14 protein-coding genes are annotated in these 15,839 nt (G+C 73.0%); 11 read left to right on the forward strand and 3 right to left on the reverse strand.

The window, feature by feature from the left end; all coding sequences use genetic code 11:
- The first annotated feature begins 31 nt into the window (after positions 1-31).
- From ADK67_RS21910 to ADK67_RS21920, 3 genes are all read left to right on the forward strand, one after another.
- Positions 32-1,245 (forward strand): IS3 family transposase gene (locus ADK67_RS21910; protein WP_157620743.1). Its coding sequence is split into 2 segments (ribosomal slippage): positions 32-329 and positions 329-1,245, totalling 1,215 coding nucleotides; the frame shifts between segments, so codons are not numbered across the junction.
- Positions 1,246-1,249: 4 nt separating this feature from the next.
- Positions 1,250-2,593, forward strand: a complete 1,344-nt coding sequence (locus ADK67_RS53805; protein WP_053718348.1) for a discoidin domain-containing protein — start codon at positions 1,250-1,252, stop codon at positions 2,591-2,593.
- A 142-nt stretch (positions 2,594-2,735) separates the two neighbouring features.
- Complete coding sequence (locus ADK67_RS21920) at positions 2,736-3,929, forward strand: esterase-like activity of phytase family protein (RefSeq protein WP_053718349.1); 1,194 nt, start codon at positions 2,736-2,738, stop codon at positions 3,927-3,929.
- A gap of 1 nt (position 3,930) precedes the next feature.
- Here the strand turns inward: ADK67_RS21920 and ADK67_RS21925 are convergent, their stop codons facing one another.
- A complete protein-coding gene (locus ADK67_RS21925) occupies positions 3,931-4,389 on the reverse strand; it encodes a MarR family winged helix-turn-helix transcriptional regulator (RefSeq protein ID WP_053718350.1) in 459 nt (152 codons plus the stop codon).
- A gap of 74 nt (positions 4,390-4,463) precedes the next feature.
- On the opposite strand from ADK67_RS21925, the gene wrbA reads away from it, so the two are divergent.
- From wrbA to ADK67_RS48280, 3 genes are read left to right on the forward strand one after another with little or no spacing between them, the layout of a single operon-like run.
- Positions 4,464-5,099 carry an NAD(P)H:quinone oxidoreductase gene (gene wrbA, locus ADK67_RS21930; RefSeq protein ID WP_053718351.1) on the forward strand — a complete coding sequence of 212 codons (636 nt, stop codon included), beginning with the start codon at positions 4,464-4,466 and terminating at the stop codon, positions 5,097-5,099.
- Positions 5,099-6,220: a serine hydrolase domain-containing protein gene (locus ADK67_RS21935; protein WP_053718352.1), complete on the forward strand. Its 1,122-nt coding sequence runs from the start codon at positions 5,099-5,101 to the stop codon at positions 6,218-6,220. The genes wrbA and ADK67_RS21935 overlap by 1 nt, the downstream gene beginning before the upstream one ends.
- Before the next feature lie 35 nt (positions 6,221-6,255).
- Complete coding sequence (locus ADK67_RS48280) at positions 6,256-6,402, forward strand: DUF1059 domain-containing protein (RefSeq protein ID WP_063797683.1); 147 nt, start codon at positions 6,256-6,258, stop codon at positions 6,400-6,402.
- Here the strand turns inward: ADK67_RS48280 and ADK67_RS21940 are convergent.
- On the reverse strand, positions 6,396-6,857 hold the full coding sequence (locus ADK67_RS21940) for a helix-turn-helix domain-containing protein (protein ID WP_053718353.1): 462 nt from the start codon (positions 6,855-6,857) through the stop codon (positions 6,396-6,398). The genes ADK67_RS48280 and ADK67_RS21940 overlap by 7 nt on opposite strands.
- A gap of 61 nt (positions 6,858-6,918) precedes the next feature.
- On the opposite strand from ADK67_RS21940, the gene ADK67_RS21945 reads away from it, so the two are divergent.
- The 5 genes from ADK67_RS21945 (at position 6,919) to ADK67_RS21965 (ending at position 12,622) form a co-directional block, all read left to right on the forward strand.
- Positions 6,919-8,106, forward strand: a complete 1,188-nt coding sequence (locus tag ADK67_RS21945; protein ID WP_082403680.1) for an MFS transporter — start codon at positions 6,919-6,921, stop codon at positions 8,104-8,106.
- 73 nt (positions 8,107-8,179) lie between these two features.
- Positions 8,180-9,256 (forward strand): hypothetical protein, encoded by a 1,077-nt coding sequence (locus tag ADK67_RS21950; protein WP_053718354.1) that lies wholly within the window; start codon positions 8,180-8,182, stop codon positions 9,254-9,256.
- Positions 9,256-10,407, forward strand: coding sequence for a toxic anion resistance protein (locus tag ADK67_RS21955; protein ID WP_053718355.1), 1,152 nt, complete (start codon positions 9,256-9,258; stop codon positions 10,405-10,407). Before ADK67_RS21950 ends, ADK67_RS21955 begins: the two co-directional genes overlap by 1 nt.
- Positions 10,404-12,023, forward strand: coding sequence for a substrate-binding domain-containing protein (locus tag ADK67_RS21960; protein WP_053718356.1), 1,620 nt, complete (start codon positions 10,404-10,406; stop codon positions 12,021-12,023). Before ADK67_RS21955 ends, ADK67_RS21960 begins: the two co-directional genes overlap by 4 nt.
- Positions 12,020-12,622 carry a hypothetical protein gene (locus tag ADK67_RS21965; RefSeq protein ID WP_053718357.1) on the forward strand — a complete coding sequence of 201 codons (603 nt, stop codon included), beginning with the start codon at positions 12,020-12,022 and terminating at the stop codon, positions 12,620-12,622. Before ADK67_RS21960 ends, ADK67_RS21965 begins: the two co-directional genes overlap by 4 nt.
- A gap of 65 nt (positions 12,623-12,687) precedes the next feature.
- Here ADK67_RS21965 and ADK67_RS21970 read toward each other — a convergent pair whose 3' ends face one another.
- Positions 12,688-15,780 carry a BTAD domain-containing putative transcriptional regulator gene (locus tag ADK67_RS21970; RefSeq protein ID WP_053718358.1) on the reverse strand — a complete coding sequence of 1,031 codons (3,093 nt, stop codon included), beginning with the start codon at positions 15,778-15,780 and terminating at the stop codon, positions 12,688-12,690.
- Between the last annotated feature and the right edge of the window lie 59 nt (positions 15,781-15,839).

Below are 15,839 nucleotides of genomic sequence, written 5' to 3' on the forward strand. Positions count from 1 at the left end.
GACGATTCGGGTGGACAGGAGTCCCGTTCAGATGGTGATGAAGCATTACCCGCCGGAGTTCCGGGCCGAGGCGGTCGCGCTCTACCGGTCCCGCCCCGGCGCGACGATCAAATCGGTGGCCCAGGACCTTGGGGTCAACCACGAGACGCTGCGCAACTGGATCCGGCTCGACGACGTACAGCGCTCCGAATCGTCCGCGACGACCGGGAGGGCACCGGTCGTCGCGGCGGCACAGGGCTCGCACGAGGACGAGAACGCCGCGCTGCGCAGGCGGGTCCGCGAACTGGAGGAAGAACGCGACATTCTGCGCAAGGCGGCCAGGTATTTCGCGGGCGAGACGCGCTGGTGAACCGCTTCCAGTTCGTTGATGATCATCAGCGCCACCATGGCGTGAAGCGGTTGTGCCAGGTCATCGGCGTCGCCCGGTCCAGCTACTACCACTGGAAGGCCACCGCGTCCGATCGAGCCGCTCGCGCTGCCGACGACGCCCGCCTGGCCGCCCGCATCCGGGTAATCCACCGCGGGTCGGCCGGCACCTACGGCGTCCCGCGGATCACCGCCGAACTGCACGACACCGGACACCGCGTCAATCACAAGCGCGTCGCCCGGGTCATGCGCGAGGTCGGCCTGGAAGGGCTGCGGCTGCGTCGTCGGCACCGCACCACCCTCGCCGACCCCGCCATGGTGAAGGCTCTCGACCTGCTCGAACGTGACTTCACCGCCGACACCCCCAACACCCGCTACGTCGGCGACATCACCTACCTGCCCATCGCCGACGGCACCTTCCTCTACCTGGCCACGGTGATGGACCTGTGCTCGCGCCGCCTGGTCGGCTGGTCCGTCGCCGACCACATGCGCACCGACCTCGTCCTCGACGCCCTGCACGCCGCCCAACACACACGCGGCAGCCTGGCCGGGGCGATCTTCCACAGCGACCACGGAGCCCAATACGGCGCCAAGGCCTTCGCCGAGGCCTGTCGCGCCGCCGGAGTGACCCGGTCCATGGGCGCGGTCGGCAGCTCCGCGGACAACGCCGCCGCCGAAAGCCTCAACGCCTCCTTCAAACGCGAGACCCTCCAAGGTGCCCAGAGTTGGGGCAACGCAAGGGAAGCACGCCTGGCAGTGTTCGGCTGGGCACACCGCTACAACACCCGACGACGCCACTCCCACCTCAGACAGCAGTCCCCGATCGACTACGAGAACAGCCTGCTACCAACACCGGCTACGCTGACCCACGCCGCATAACCCCGTGTCCAACGTCCGGGGTGAAGTCCCCACCACGCTGCGCGCGGGCGTGCTCGACTCGAACTGGCAGTTCGGCGTGGGCGCGCTGTGGTTCGACGCCCGCGACGGCGCGATGAACGGCCGGATCGACGTCACCGACACCGACCTGGTCGACAGCAACTACGAGGCCATCCAGTTCATCAGCGGCACGATCACGAACGTCCACTTCGACGGCGTGCGCATCAACGGCGCGGGCACGTTCGGCATCCAGCTCCAGTCGCCCGGCTCGGCGTCGTTCACCAACGTCACCGCCACCGGCCTCGGCCGGGCGGGCGTCTACAGCTGCCTCGGCGAGAACGGGTTCCAGCTCACCAAGGGCGCGGGCAACTCCGGCTGGGACGGCCCGTCGTACTGCGGCCCGTGGCCGGACCCGATCTACACCGATCCGACCAACCCGCCGACCAGCACCACCACTACCACCACGACGACGACCACCACGACCGTTCCGCCGGGCGGTAACCTGGCCAGGGGCAAGGCGGTCAGCGCCTCCACCGCGACCGGCGGCTTCCCCGGCGGCAACGCCGTGGACGGTGACGCGAACACCTACTGGGAGAGCGCGAACAACCAGTTCCCGCAGTCGCTGACCGTCGACCTGGGACGGTCGGAGAACGTCGGCCGCCTGGTGCTGAAGCTCCCACCGCCCACCGCGTGGGAGGCACGCACGCAGACGTTGTCCGTGTCGGGCAGCACGGACGGCACCAACTACAGCCCACTCGTCGCCTCCGCCGGGTTCCGGTTCGACCCCGCGTCCGGCAACCAGGTCACCATCCCGGTCTCCGGCACCCACCGCCACCTGCGGCTGACGTTCACCGGCAACACCGCCTGGCCCGCCGCGCAGCTGGCCGAACTGGAGGCGTACGCGTCGACCGCCACCACGACGACCACCCCGCCGCCTCAGGGCAACGTGGCGCGCGGCAAGCCGGTCCAGGCCTCGGCCAACGGCGGCTTCCCCGGCGGCAACGCCGTGGACGGTGACGCGAACACCTACTGGGAGAGCCCGAACAACGCGTTCCCGCAGGCGTTCACCGTCGACCTGGGCAGCCGGATCGCGGTGAACCGGGTCGTGCTGAAGCTCCCGCCCGCCACCGCCTGGGCCGCACGCACGCAGACGCTGAGCGTGTCCGGCAGCACGGATGGCACGAACTACAGCCAACTGGTGGCGTCGGCCGGGTTCCGGTTCGACCCCGCGGCCGGCAACCAAGTGGGCATCCCGGTCTCGGCGAACCACCGCTACCTGCGGCTCACGTTCACCGGCAACACGGGCTGGCCCGCCGCCCAGCTCGGCGAGTTCGAGGCGTACGCGGGCTGACGCCTCGGCCCGGGGTGGTCCCACGGCAACGACGCCGGCGGGACCACCTCCGGGTCACCGCCCCAGCCGTTCACCTGGCCCGCCTACCGTGCCGCGCACCGCGCGCCTCCGGTGGGCGTGCCACGGCAGAACGGAACACTTCATGAGGAGACCGCTGGTCATCGGCCTGTCCGCGCTCGTGCTGGCGTCGGCGGCGGCGCCCGGCTCGGCCGCGCCGACCGGCCGCCACGACTTCGGCCGCGCCACGCTGACCGGGTTCGCCGCGCTGCCCGCCGTGACGTTCGTGCCGGGCAGCGAGCCGTCCGGCGCGGCACTGGGCACCACGCCCGTCAACGGGGTCGTGCCGCCGTTCGCCGACCAGCCGGTGCAGGGCTTCAGCGGTGTGCTGCGCAACGCCGACGGCACCTTCGACGTGCTGTCGGACAACGGGTACGGCACGAAGGCGAACAGCGCGGACTTCAACCTCCGCGTGCACCGGATCGGGCCGGACTTCGGCACGGGCGCGGTGGACGTGCTCGGCGGCATCACGCTGACCGACCCGAACGGCCACGTGCCGTTCCCGCTCACCCGGCCCGACCGGGTACTGACCGGCGCGGACTTCGACGTCGAGTCGATCACCCGCGCGGGCGACGGCACGTACTGGATGGGCGACGAGTTCGGCCCCTACCTGCTGCACTTCGACCGCGCGGGCCGGCTGCTCGCGCCACCCGTGCCGCTGCCGGGCGTGTTCGCGCCGGAGAACCCGGCGGGCACGCCGAACCTGGGCGGCAGCAAGGGCTACGAGGGCCTGGCGCTGTCCGCCGACGGCCGCACGCTCGACGCCCTGCTGGAGGGCGCGGTCGCCGGCGACGAGCCCGGCACGTTGCGGCTCAACGAGTTCGACGTCGAACGCGGCCGGTACACGGGCGTCCGCTGGACCTACCGGCTGGACCGGCCCGAGCACGCGATCGGGGACGCCGTCACGGTCGACCGCCACCGCCTGCTGGTGATCGAACGGGACGGGGCGCAGGGCGCCGACGCCCGCGTCAAGCGCGTCTACCTGGTCGACAAGCGCGACCGCGACCGGGACGGCGCGCTGGACAAGACCCTGGTGGCCGACCTGCTCGACATCGCCAACCCGCGCGGGCTCGGCGGTTTCGGCGCGACGTTCACCTTCCCGTTCACCACGATCGAGGACGTGGTGATCCTGGACGACCGCACGATCGGCGTGCTCAACGACAACAACTTCCCGTCGTCGTCGGGCCGCACGCCCGGCAAGCCCGACGACAACGAGTTCATCACCCTGCGCCTGGGCGACGACCTCGACGCCGACCCGCGCGTGCTGCGCCGGCGCTAGTTCACCCGTCGCGCCAGGACCGCTGGTCCTCCACGACCTGCCGGAACAGCCGCTTGAACTCGCCGAACGCGTCCTCGCCGACGCGTTCGGCGTGGCGGCGCTCGATGGCGGCGACGATCGCGTCCGACCGGCTCATCTGGGCCAGCCCCCGCTCGGTGGGCACGACCAGCTTCGCGCGCCGGTCGTCCGGGTCCGGCTGCCGGGTGACGTACCCCAGCGCCTCCAGCTCGTCCAGCACCTTGCCGACGACCTGCTTGTGCTGGCCGGACCGGCGGGACAGGTCGGTGGCCCGGGTGCCCTCCTCGTCCAGGTGGGCGAGCACGGCGCCGTGCTGCGGGCGCAGGTCCGGGTAGCCGTCCTCGGCGAGGGTGTCGAACAGCTCCTCCTGCACGGCGAACAGCAGCCGGCTGGTGAGCACGCCCAGGTCGGGATCGGTGTGCTTGCGTTCGCCTCGCCGCATGACCCTCCTTTGGTCACCTATGGTGATAGTCACCATTATTGACGATCACCAAGTATGACTATATCGTCGTAGTCATGATCAAGCAGCAGGAGGGTGCCACCGTGGACAGCCGCGTCAAGGTCGCGATCGTGTACTACTCGGCCACCGGCAACATCGCCCAGATCGCGCAGGAGATGGCCGAGACCGCGGAGAAGGCGGGCGCCGAGGTCCGGTTGCGCAAGGTCGCCGAACTCGCGCCGCGGGCCGCGATCGACGCCAACCCGGCGTGGGTCGCGAACGACTCCGCGACCGCCGACATCCCGGTCGCCGTCGCCGACGACCTGGTCTGGGCCGACGCGGTGATCATGGGCACGCCGACCCGGTTCGGCAACGTCGCCTCGCAGCTCAAGCAGTTCCTCGACACGCTCGGCGGCGTCTGGCAGCAGGGGCTGCTGGCGGACAAGGTCTACAGCGGGTTCACGTCGACCGGCACGCTGCACGGCGGCCACGAGTCGACGCTGCTGGCGCTGGCCAACACGTTCCACCACTTCGGCGGCATCGTGGTCGCGCCCGGCTACACGCACCCGGACAAGTTCGCCGACGGCAACCCGTACGGCACGTCCCACCACGACGCGGGCGGCACGGCGGCCGTGGACGACACCGTGCGCGCGGCGGCACGGGTGCAGGCCGAGCGCGTGGTCCGCTTCGCCCGCGCGATCGCCACGGCGTGATGACCGTCGAGGGTGTCGTCGCGCCCGGATTCGAGGAGGTGCGCGAGGAGTTCGCGGCGGTCGTGGCCGCCGAGCTCGGTCTCGGCGCCCAGTTGGCCGTCTACCGGCACGGACGGCAGGTGGTCGACCTCTGGTCCGGGTTGGCGGAGGACGCGTTGCTCGCGCTGTACTCGTCGGGCAAGGGCGCGGCGCACCTCGTGGTGGCGCTGCTGGTGCAGGACGGCGTGCTCGACCTGGATCGCGCGGTCGCGTCGTACTGGCCCGAGTTCGCCGCCGGCGGCAAGGAACGGCTGACGCTGCGGGACCTGCTCGCGCACCGGGCCGGGCTCGTCGGCGTGGCGGGCGGGTTCGCCGCGGAGGAGTTGGCCGACGACCGGCTGCTCGCCGCACGGCTGGCCGGCGAGCGCCCGGCCTTCACCGACGGGTACGGCTACCACGCCCTGACGATCGGCGCGCTGACCGGCGAGGTGGTGCGCCGGGCGACCGGGCGGACGTTGCGCGAGTGGTACGAGGAGCGCGTGCGGGCGCCGTACGGGCTGGACTTCCACCTCGGGCTGCCCGCGGACCTCGAACCCCGGTACGCGCCCGTGCAGCCGGCGGTCTCGCCGCCGCCGACGCCCGAAGGGCTCACCGCGCTCGCGTTCAACACGCCGTTGGACCTGGTCGCGTTCGCCAACACGCGGCGCGTGCGCGAGCTGGGGCAGGCGTCGGCGGGCAGCGTCGGCAACGCGCGCGGCCTGGCCCGGCTGTACGCGGCGGCGATCGGTCCGGTGGACGGCCGGCCGCCGTTGCTCGGGCCGGCCGTGCTGGCCGAGTTCACCCGGCCGCACTCGACCGGCGTCGACCTGGTGACGGGGGAGCGGGACCACTTCCTGCTCGGTTTCGAGGCGCAGGGCGTGCGGTACGCGGGGCTCGGCGCGGACGCGTTCGGGCACAGCGGCGCGGTGGGCGCGCAGGCGTTCGCCGACCCGTCCAGCGGCATCGCCTACAGCTACACCCGGCGCCGGTTCGCCGTCGGTGGCGGCGGTGGCGCGGTGGAGAACCACCGGCTCGTGGCGGCCGTGCTCCGTGCGGTGGCGGCCCCGAACTCGAACGGTCGACAACGTCGTCACGTTCAGTAGAGTCGATGGGGAGAGATCACCAGCGGAGGATTGCGATGAAGCGGAACATCACCTGCCCCTGCGGCGAGCACATCACGGGTCAGGACGAGGACGACCTGGTGACGAAGACCCAGCAGCACCTCAAGGAGAACCACCCGGGCCACGACTACTCGCGCGACGAGATCCTGTTCATGGCCTACTGAGCCTCCTCGCCCGGGTCGGGGTGCACGGCGACGAGCAGCAGCGCGTCGAGCAGCCGCAGCCAGTCCCGCTCGGCGAGGTCGCGGCCGGTGAGGGCGGACAGGCGGGCCAGCGCGTCCAGCAGCCGCCCGGCGAGCTCGGCGGCGTCCTGGCCGGTCGCCTCGGCCAGGACGCGGACGTCGCGGCGGAACCTGGTGGTGCGGCCGAGGCGGACCAGCGCGGCGGGTAGTTCGGCGGGCGGCGGCCCGGGTTCGTCGTCGTCGGCGAACCCGATGGCCAGCCGCGTGCCCAGCGCCCGTGCCAGGCGGGTGAGCGCGTCGGTGGTCGGGTTGCCCCGGCCGTTCTCCAGGTTCGCCACGTACGGCACCGAGAGGCCGGCGTCGGCGGCGACGGCGGCCACCGTGCGCCCGCCCGCGGCACGCAGCGCTCGCAGCCGTTGACCCAGTTCGTGTCCCACCGGGCCAATCTTGTCAGAACACTACCCCCAATGACTATCTTCTGGAGATAGTCAGCGGGTGATGGCTGCGCTGCGCGTGCGGGACTTCCGGCTGCTCTGGGCGGCGCGGACGGTGAGCGTGTTCGGCACCTGGCTGCTCGTGGTCGCGGTGCCCGCGCACGTCTTCCACCTGACCGGCTCGGTGTTGGCCGCCGGCGCGGCGCTGGCGGCGGAGTTCCTGCCGCCCGTGCTGCTGGGGCCGTTCGCGGGGGTGCTGGTCGACCGGTGGGACCGGCGGCGGGCGATGGTCGCGGCCGAGGTGCTGCGCGCCGCCGCCGTCACCCTGCTGCTGTTCGCCCGCGATCCCGGCGACCTCTGGCTCGTCTACGTCGCGCTGGTCGTCGAGAGCACGGGCACGGTGGTGTTCCGGCCGGCGGCGCAGGCGCACCTGCCCGTCGTGGTCGGCACCGGCACGGTGTTGAGCGGCGCCAACGCCCTGAACTCCGTCACCGACGGCGTGGCCCGGCTCGTCGGGGCGCCGCTGGGTGGCGCGCTCGTGGGCGTGATCGGCTTCCCCGCGCTGGTGCTCGCGGACGTGGCGAGTTACCTGGTCTCCGCCGGGTTGATCGCGTCGATGTCCCGGCGCGCGGGCGGCGACAAGGGTTCCGGGGTCGGCGATGAACTCCGCGCAGGGCTCGCGTTCCTGCGGTCGCAGCGAACGGCCAGGACGCTCCTCGTCGTCAGCACCGTGTTCCTGGCCGCCAACGCCTCGCTCAGCGCGCTGCTGGTCCCGTTCGGGATCACCGCGTTGGGCGGCGACGGACCGGTCGGGTTGGTGATGTCCGGGCTGGGCGTCGGGTTCCTGCTCGGCGCGCCGCTGAGCCGAGTCCTGGTCGACCGCCTGCGGTCGGGTCCGTTGCTGGCCGGTGCTTTGGTGGTCACTTCAGTGGGGTTCGTGCTGCTGTTCAGCTCGGCGTCGCTGATCTCCGCGCTGCCCGCCGCCGTGCTGATCGGGCTGGCGGGTTCGGCCGCGCTGGTCGTCACGCAGACCGCCCTGCAACGGGTGACGCCGACCGAAGTGCTGGGCCGGGTCGGCGCCGTCATGTTCACGGGTGAGGCGGTGGCGACGTTCGTGGGCGCGCTGGCCGGGCCGGCGCTGGCCGAGCTCACCTCTGCGCGCACGACCGCGTACGCCGCGTGCGCGGTCACCGTGTTCGCCGCGGTGTACGCGACATCGACACCCTCCGTTCATCAACCGTTCGCCTCGTGATCTCCGCTTCGCGCGTCAAACGAGTCGAGCGGCAGAGATGATCGCCGTGGGAACACGGGGGTGAGCGGGTCCAGTGAAGCGCCGGTTGTCCATCGGCTTGGCCGTGGTGTTGTTGGCCGCGGTAGTCGCGGTGGTCGTGTGGGGTCGTTCGGATGACGCGGAGGGCGGGGCCCGAGGTGAGTTGACCACCGTGCGCGGGGTCATCGGGTCGGAGAAGCTGGCCTTCTTCAGCGACCAGCGGGTGGTCGACGCGTTCGCGAAGCACGGTCTGAAGATCGAGGTGGACACGGCGGGCTCACGGCAGATCGCCACCTCCGTCGACCTCGGCAAGTACGCGTTCGCGTTCCCGTCGTCCTCGCCCGCCGCGCAGCGGATCCAGCGCGACCGCAAGACGACCGCCGCCCACACGCCGTTCCAGTCGCCCATGGCGGTGGCGACGTTCGAGCCGATCGTGAAGCTGCTCGAGGCGGCCGGCGTCGTGACCAAGGGTGCGGGCGACTACCAGGTCCTCGACGTGGCCAAGTACCTGGAGCTGACCAAGGCGGGCACGCGCTGGGACCAGCTGCCCGGCAACACCGCCTACCCGGCCCGCAAGAACGTCCTCATCACCACGACCAACCCGGGCGAGTCGAACTCCGCCGCGATGTACCTGTCCATCGTGTCGTTCGTGGCCAACGGCAACACCGTGGTCGGCACGCCGGAGCAGGAGGCGGCCGTGCTGCCCGACGTCGCCCGGCTCTTCCGCGACCAGGGCTACACGCAGAACAGCACCGAGGGCCCGTTCGAGGACTACCTCGCGGCCGGCATGGGCAAGACGCCGCTGGCGCTGATCTACGAGTCCCAGTACCTCGACCGGGTGCAGCGCGCCGACGGCTCGATCCGCCCCGACATGCGCCTGCTCTACCTCGCGCCGACGGTCTACTCCAAGCACACGCTGGTCCCGTTGTCCGACCAGGGCGACCAGGTCGGCCGGCTGCTGAGCACCGATCCCGAGCTGGCCAGGCTCGCCGCCACGTTCGGCTTCCGCACGTCCGACCCGCGGGTGTTCGCCGACGTGGTGGGCGACAAGGCGCCCGCGGACCTGGTGGACGCGGTCGAGCCGCCGTCGTTCGAGACGCTGGAACGCCTGCTCGACGCGGTCGCCGCGTGATGGACGAGTTCACCCTCACGCCGCCGGAACCCGTGACGCCGGTCCCGGTCGAACGCGCGGCCGGCCTGATCGCGCTCGGCGACGACGTGCGCGCGGACGTCGACCGCCGGGCCGAGCGGTTCGCCGAACGCCTCCAGGAGCTGGACGTCCGGTCCCCGGAGTTCACCGCCGTGCTGGACGACGTGCTCGCCGTCGGCGAGGCGGACATGCGTGCCGCGGCGGGCGTGGCGGGCGCGATGCTCGACCGCTCGGCCCGCGCCCTGCGCGACAACTCGCCGCAGGTCCAGGTCACCACGTCGTTGTCGGGCCTGCGCCGCACCGTCGCCGAGCTCGACCCGGCGAAGCTGCCGATCACCGGCCGCAAGCTGCTCAAGGTCTTCCCCGTCGCGAACGCCGCCAAGAAGGCGCTCGACCGCTACCGCGCCGCGGGCGAGCCGGTGAACGCGCTGGTCGTGGACCTGCGCAACCGGCAGGACGTGCTGCGCCGGGACAACGCCGCCATCAAGGGCGAGCGCGAGCGGCTGTGGCGGGCCATGGGCAAGTTGGCCGAGGCCGCCGCGTTCGCCGAGGCGGTGGACGCGGCGATCGACCGGCAGGCCGAGGTGTTCGACCTGGCCGACCCCGGACGGGCGCGGGCGCTGCGCGCGGACGTGCTGCACCCGATCCGGCAACGGCACCAGGACCTGCTGACGCAGCTCGCCGTGAGCGCGCAGGGCTACCTGGCCCTGGACCTGGTGCGGCGCAACAACGACGAGCTGATCCGGGGCGTGGAACGCGCGGTCACCACGACCGTGGCCGCGTTGCGGATCGCCCTGCTGGTGAGCGGCGCCCTGGCCAGCCAGCGGGACGTGCTGGACGAGGTCGCCGCGTTGCAGGCCACCACGGACGGCCTGATCCGCGCCAACACCGAGCTGCTGGACCTGCAGGGCGCGGAGATCCGCCGTGCGAGCAGCGACCCGGCCGTGGCGGTGGAGACGATCCGCGCGTCGTTCGACCGGATCTACGCGGCGATCGACGCGGTCGACGGCTACCGGGCGGACGCGGTCCGCACGATGGCCGCCACGGTCGAGTCGCTGTCGGGGGAGATCCGCCGCGCGGAAGAGCACTTGCGCCGTTCGCACGACGCGGCGGCGGTCGAGGGGGACCGATGAGAACAGCGTTCGTGCTCGCCGCCGTGCTGGTGGTCGCGGGGTGCACCGGCGACGCCGAGCCCGACCCGGCGCGGCCCGCGGGCCCGGCGGAACCGGGGGTGTTGCGGGTGCTCGCGGGCAGCGAGCTGACCGACATGCAGCCCGTGCTGGACGCGGCGGCCAAGGCCACCGGCGTCGAGGTGAAGTTCACCTTCACCGGCACGCTGGAAGGCGCCGAGGCGTTGGCGAAGGGCGAGGTCGACGGCAAGTACGACGCCGTCTGGTTCTCCTCCAACCGCTACCCGGCGGGCATCCCGGAAGCCGCGAAACGGCTCGGCAACCAGGTCAAGATCATGAGTTCGCCGGTGGTGCTCGGCCTGTCCACGTCGTCGGCGCAGCGGCTGGGGTGGGCCGACCGGCGGGTCGGCTGGGGTGAGATCGCCGAGCAGGCCGGGCGGAAGGCGTTCAGCTACGGCATGACCGACCCGTCCGCGTCGAACTCGGGCTTCTCCGCCCTGGTGGGCGTGGCGTCCGCGTTGGCGGGCGCGGGCAACGCCGTGGACGCGGGCCAGATCGCGGCCGTGACGCCGCAGCTCAAGAGCTTCTTCGCCGCGCAGTCGCTGTCCGCCGGGTCGTCGGGCTGGCTGTCGGAGGCCTACCAGCGCCGGGCCGCGGGCCAGGACCCCGGCACGCGGGTCGACGGGCTGATCAACTACGAGTCCGTGCTGCTGTCCATGAACGCCGCCGGGAACCTGCCCGAACCGCTCACGCTGGTCTACCCGTCCGACGGCGTGGTCACCGCGGACTACCCGCTGACCCTGCTGGCGGACTCCGGTGACGCCGCGCGTGACGCGCACCAACGCCTCACCGACCACCTGCGCACGCCGGACGTGCAGCGCGAGGTCATGGAGACCACGCACCGGCGACCGGTCGTGCCGGGTGTCGAGCTGGACTCCCGGTTCGCCGTGCGCGACCTGGTCGAGCTGCCGTTCCCGGCCGCGCGCGACTCCGTCGACGCCCTGCTCTCGGCCTACTTCAACGAGATCCGGCGTCCGTCGCGCACGCTGTACGTGCTCGACACGTCCGGCTCGATGGCCGGTGACCGGATCGAGGCGCTGCGGTCCGCGCTGGTCGGCCTGACCGGCGCGGACGGTTCGCTCACCGGCCGCTTCCGCCGGTTCCGCAGCCGGGAGGAGGTGACCATGCTGCCGTTCAACACCACGCCGGGCACACCGCGGACGTTCACCCTGCCCGAGGGGGACCCGCAGGCCGAGTTGGCGGAGATCAAGGCTTACGCGGAAGGGTTGCGCGAAGGCGGCGGCACGGCCATCTACGACAGCTTGAACCGCGCGTACGACCTGATGGAACCGCTGGTCGCGGCGGACCCCGACCGGTTCACGTCGATCGTGCTGATGACCGACGGCGAGAACGCGAACGGCTCGGGCCTGGCCGAGTTCATGGCGTCGTTCGACTCCTCGCACGCGGCGGTGCGGCACGTGCCCGTGTTCACCGTGCTGTTCGGCGAGGGCAGCAGCGACGAGCTGGGCAAGGTGGCCGAGCTGACCGGCGGCGAGGTGTTCGACGCGCGCGCCACCGACCTCGGCGACGTGTTCCAGGAGATCCGCGGCTACCAATGATCCGCTACCTCGGCTCGACCAAGAACCTCGTCGGCTGCGTCGGCGGTCTCATCGGCGTGCTGCTGCACCTGAGCGGCGTGGTCGGCGGGGTGTGGCCGCTCGTGGTGGCCGGGCTGTACGCCGTCGGCGCGCTGCTCGCGCCGCCGGAGAAGGTCCGGCTCGTGCCGGTGGACGCGGTCACCGAGGCCGGTCTGCTGCGCGCGGAGCTGGACGGCCTGGTGCGCGAGGTGGGCGCGCAGTCGTCCCGGATGCCCGAGCCGGCCGTCGCCGCCGTCGGCCGGATCGGCGCGGTGCTCGGCGACCTCCTCGAACGGCACGACGCGTTGGCCGCCAACCCGGACCTGCGGCACACCGTGGTGCGGCTGGCGCGCACCGACCTGCCGCTGTCCGTGCAGACGTACCTGAACCTGCCGTGGTGGTTCGCGGTGAAGCAGCGGGCGGGCGGCGAGCCGAGCCCGGGCGACGAGCTGGTGACGCAGCTCGAGCTGCTGGAGGCCGAGGCGCACCGGGTGGCCGAGCGCGTGTACGCGGTGGACGTGAACCAGCAGGCCGACCACACCCGGTACCTGCGCGAGCGTGACGCGGGCGAGCAACCCTGACCGCGTGTCGAACCTTCAGACCCGCCGTGTCGAACCTTCAGGTCCCGCGTGTCGAACGCTCAGGCCTAGCGTGTCGAACGCTCAGGTACCGCGAGTTCTCCGTTCGCGCCCACCGAAGTCCATGCCTGAGCCGGGGTGAGGGTCGTGCCGTGGGCGAAGCGCTCGGCGAACGCCTCCGGCCCCAGCACTCCGGTGGCACGCGCGGTGACGCGGTCGACGTCGCCGCGTTCGGCGGGTGGCAGGGGAGCGCCGCGTGACCGCCTGGCCGCGTCCGCCGCGCCGAGCAGGACCGCGGCGTCCGCCGGTGCCGCGGCGCCGGCCAGACCTTCCAGCGCCAACGCCAGCGCACGGGGGTCACCCGTGTCCGCGGCCACCGCGTAGCTCTCCCGGTGCCGCGCGGCGGCCGTTGCGGGGTCTCCGCGCAGTTCGGCGACGAAGCCGAGTTCGGCGAGCACCAGCGCGTTCGCGCTCGTCAGCCCGACCTCGTCGTGCCAGTCGAGCACGGCGTTCAGCAGCTCCTCGGCGGTGTCGAGCTCGCCTTCACGGCGTGCGCCGAGCGCCAGGCCCAGCCGCGCGTTGACCTCACCGGCCCGGAAACCGTGCTGCGCGGCCAGGTGCATCGCCCGCTCGTGGTGCTCCCGCGCCCGCGCGTGGTCACCGGCGAGCAGCGCGATGCGGCCGAGGCCCGAGGTCAGGTCGGACACCTCCGGCCACAGCCCGAGCCGATCGGCGAGCCGGAGGCCCGTGCGCAACCGGTCGGCCGCCTCGTCGTGGTCGCCGAACGCCTCGGCCACCACCGCGAGCACCCTGGTGCCGCGCAGTTGGCCCCACGTGTCGCCGAGGTCGCGGAAGAGGACGACGCTGCGCTCGCCCTCCCGTGCCGCCGCGGCCAGGTCGCCGCGCAGGAAGCGCTGGAGCGCGCGGTCGCCGAGCGCCGCCGCGGTGCCCCAGCGGTCGCCGGTCGCGGCGAAGCCCGTCAACGCCCGGTCGGTCAGGTCCTCCGCCGAGGCGATGTCGCCGATCTCGCACAGGGCGTGGCCGAGGAACCAGGCCGCGTGGGGTTCGGGGCACGACCGCAGCGCGGCCTCGATCCGCTCGGCGCGGTCGGCGCCGTCACCGGTCAGGATGCGGATCGCGGTGTGCCAGGCCGTGGTGGCGCCGGTCCGGCCCAGCGCGTGCGCGGCTTCGAACGCACGGCGCGCCTCGCCGAGCCTGCCGCGCAGCACCCAGTACCACGCCAGCGCGTCCACCAGCCGCAACGCGGGCGAGACCAGCCCTCGGCGCACGGCGTGGTCCAGGGCGCCGCGCAGGTTGGCCGACTCCGCGTCCAGTCGCCGCAACCACTCGTGCTGGTCCGGCCCGCGCAGCCGGGCCTGTTCGGCCAGGCCGGTGTAGTACTCGACGTGCCGTGCGCGGACCTCGTCCAGCTCGCCCGCCTCGGCCAGCCGCTCCACGCAGTACGCGGCCAGGGACTCGAGCAGCCGGTACCGGTTGCCGCCCACGCCTTCCACCACGACCACCAGCGACCGGTCGACCAGACCGGCCACCACGTCCAGGACGTCGTCACCGCCGCACACCGCCTCGGCCGCCTCCAACGCGCAGCCCTCGTGGTGCACGGCCAGCCTCCGCAGCACGACCCGCGACGCGTCGTCCAGCAGCTCCCAGCTCCAGTCGATCATCGCGCGCAGTGTCCGCTGCCGGGGCGGTGCGTCCCGGTACCCGCCCGCCAGCACGCGGAACCGGTCGTCCAGCCGGGCCAGCACCCCGGTCACGCCCAACGCGCGCACCTTCGTCGCGGCCAGTTCCAACGCCAACGGGATGCCGTCCAACCGCCGGCAGATCGCGGCCACCGCGGCGAGGTCCGCGGTGGACCCGCCCGCCGCGCCGGCACGGGCGACGAACAGCTCGACCGCGGCGGATCCGGCGAGCGGCGCGACGGCGTGGCGCACTTCGCCCGCCACGGCCAGCGGCTCCTGGCTGGTCGCCAGCACGCGCACGTGCGGCGCGGTCCGCAGCACCGCCGCGGTCAGCTCCGCCACCTGCGTGATCAGCTGCTCGCAGTTGTCGAGCACGAGCAGCAGCCGCTTGTCCCGCAACGCCGTCGTCAGCCGGTCGGCCGCGTCGACGTGCTCACCGCCCCAGGTGCCGTCGTCGCGAATGCCCAGCGCCGCCGTGAGCACGTCGGGCAGCGAGCACGGCGCCGACACCTCGACCACCCACACGCCGTCCGGGAAGCCGTCCACCAGCTGCCGGGCGGTCTCCACCGCGAGCCTCGTCTTGCCGACACCGCCCGGTCCGGTCAACGTCACCAGGCGGTGCCCGGCCAGCAGCCGGCGCACCTCGGCCACGTCCCGCTCCCGGCCGACCAGCGCGGTGAGCGGGTTCGGCAGGTTGGTGCCCGGCCGGACCGGGGGCGCGAGGCGGGGGTCCTGGTTCAGCATCGCGCGGTGCAGCGCGGCCAGCTCGGGGCTCGGGTCGACGCCGAGCTCGTCGGCCAACCGGTGGCGCAGGTCGTCGTAGCCCGCCAGCGCCTCGTGCTGCCGTCCCGCCCGGTAGAGCGCGCGCAGGTGGATCTCGCGCAGGCGTTCCCGCAACGGGTGCCGCGCGACGACGTCCGCGAGCTCGGACACCACGACCGCGTGCTCGCCGAGGTCGAGCCGCGCCAGGGCCAGGTCCTCCAGCGCGACCAGCCGCTGCTCCTCGAGCCGGGTGGTCGCCGACCGGGCGAAGTCGAGGTCGGCGAAGTCCGCGAACGCCGGACCGCGCCACAGGTTCAGCGCGTCGGTCAGCAGCGCGACCCGCGCCGCCGGGTCGGTGGCCGCACGTGCCCGCGCGACCAACTCCGCGAACACGTCGGCGTCCACCGAGCCGGCGCGGACCAGGTAGCCGGGCGATCGTGATTCGACCAGGTCACGGCCGCCCGGCTCGGCCTCCTCCAGCGCCCGGCGCAGCTGCGACACCTTCGCGTGCAGCGCCCGGAGCGGGTTGCCGGGGCCGTCGTCGCCCCACAGGTCGGCGACCAGCCGGTGGGCCGACACGGGACGGCCGCGGTCGGCCAGCAGGTCGGCGAGCAGCAGTCGCACCTTGCGCTCGGGCACCTTGACCGGCGTGCCGTCCTCGGTCCGGACGTCCAGCGGACCCAGCACCCCGAAACGCATGGCGCAACCGTAGTCGAGGCGGTCCGAACAGGACCCGAGCAGAACCCGAACAAGGCGTC

The organism is Saccharothrix sp. NRRL B-16348 (genome assembly GCF_001280085.1).
In the GTDB taxonomy this organism is placed as follows: Bacteria; Actinomycetota; Actinomycetes; order Mycobacteriales; family Pseudonocardiaceae; genus Actinosynnema.

Bases quoted from the DNA above. Each gene is read 5' to 3' on its own strand.
- ADK67_RS21920 (WP_053718349.1), top strand. From the start codon at position 2,736: ATGAGGAGACCGCTGGTCATCGGCCTGTCCGCGCTCGTGCTGGCGTCG.
- ADK67_RS21925 (WP_053718350.1), bottom strand. From the start codon at position 4,389: ATGCGGCGAGGCGAACGCAAGCACACCGATCCCGACCTGGGCGTGCTC.
- wrbA (WP_053718351.1), top strand. From the start codon at position 4,464: ATGATCAAGCAGCAGGAGGGTGCCACCGTGGACAGCCGCGTCAAGGTC.
- ADK67_RS21935 (WP_053718352.1), top strand. From the start codon at position 5,099: ATGACCGTCGAGGGTGTCGTCGCGCCCGGATTCGAGGAGGTGCGCGAG.
- ADK67_RS48280 (WP_063797683.1), top strand. From the start codon at position 6,256: ATGAAGCGGAACATCACCTGCCCCTGCGGCGAGCACATCACGGGTCAG.
- ADK67_RS21945 (WP_082403680.1), top strand. From the start codon at position 6,919: ATGGCTGCGCTGCGCGTGCGGGACTTCCGGCTGCTCTGGGCGGCGCGG.
- ADK67_RS21955 (WP_053718355.1), top strand. From the start codon at position 9,256: ATGGACGAGTTCACCCTCACGCCGCCGGAACCCGTGACGCCGGTCCCG.
- ADK67_RS21960 (WP_053718356.1), top strand. From the start codon at position 10,404: ATGAGAACAGCGTTCGTGCTCGCCGCCGTGCTGGTGGTCGCGGGGTGC.
- ADK67_RS21965 (WP_053718357.1), top strand. From the start codon at position 12,020: ATGATCCGCTACCTCGGCTCGACCAAGAACCTCGTCGGCTGCGTCGGC.
- ADK67_RS21970 (WP_053718358.1), bottom strand. From the start codon at position 15,780: ATGCGTTTCGGGGTGCTGGGTCCGCTGGACGTCCGGACCGAGGACGGC.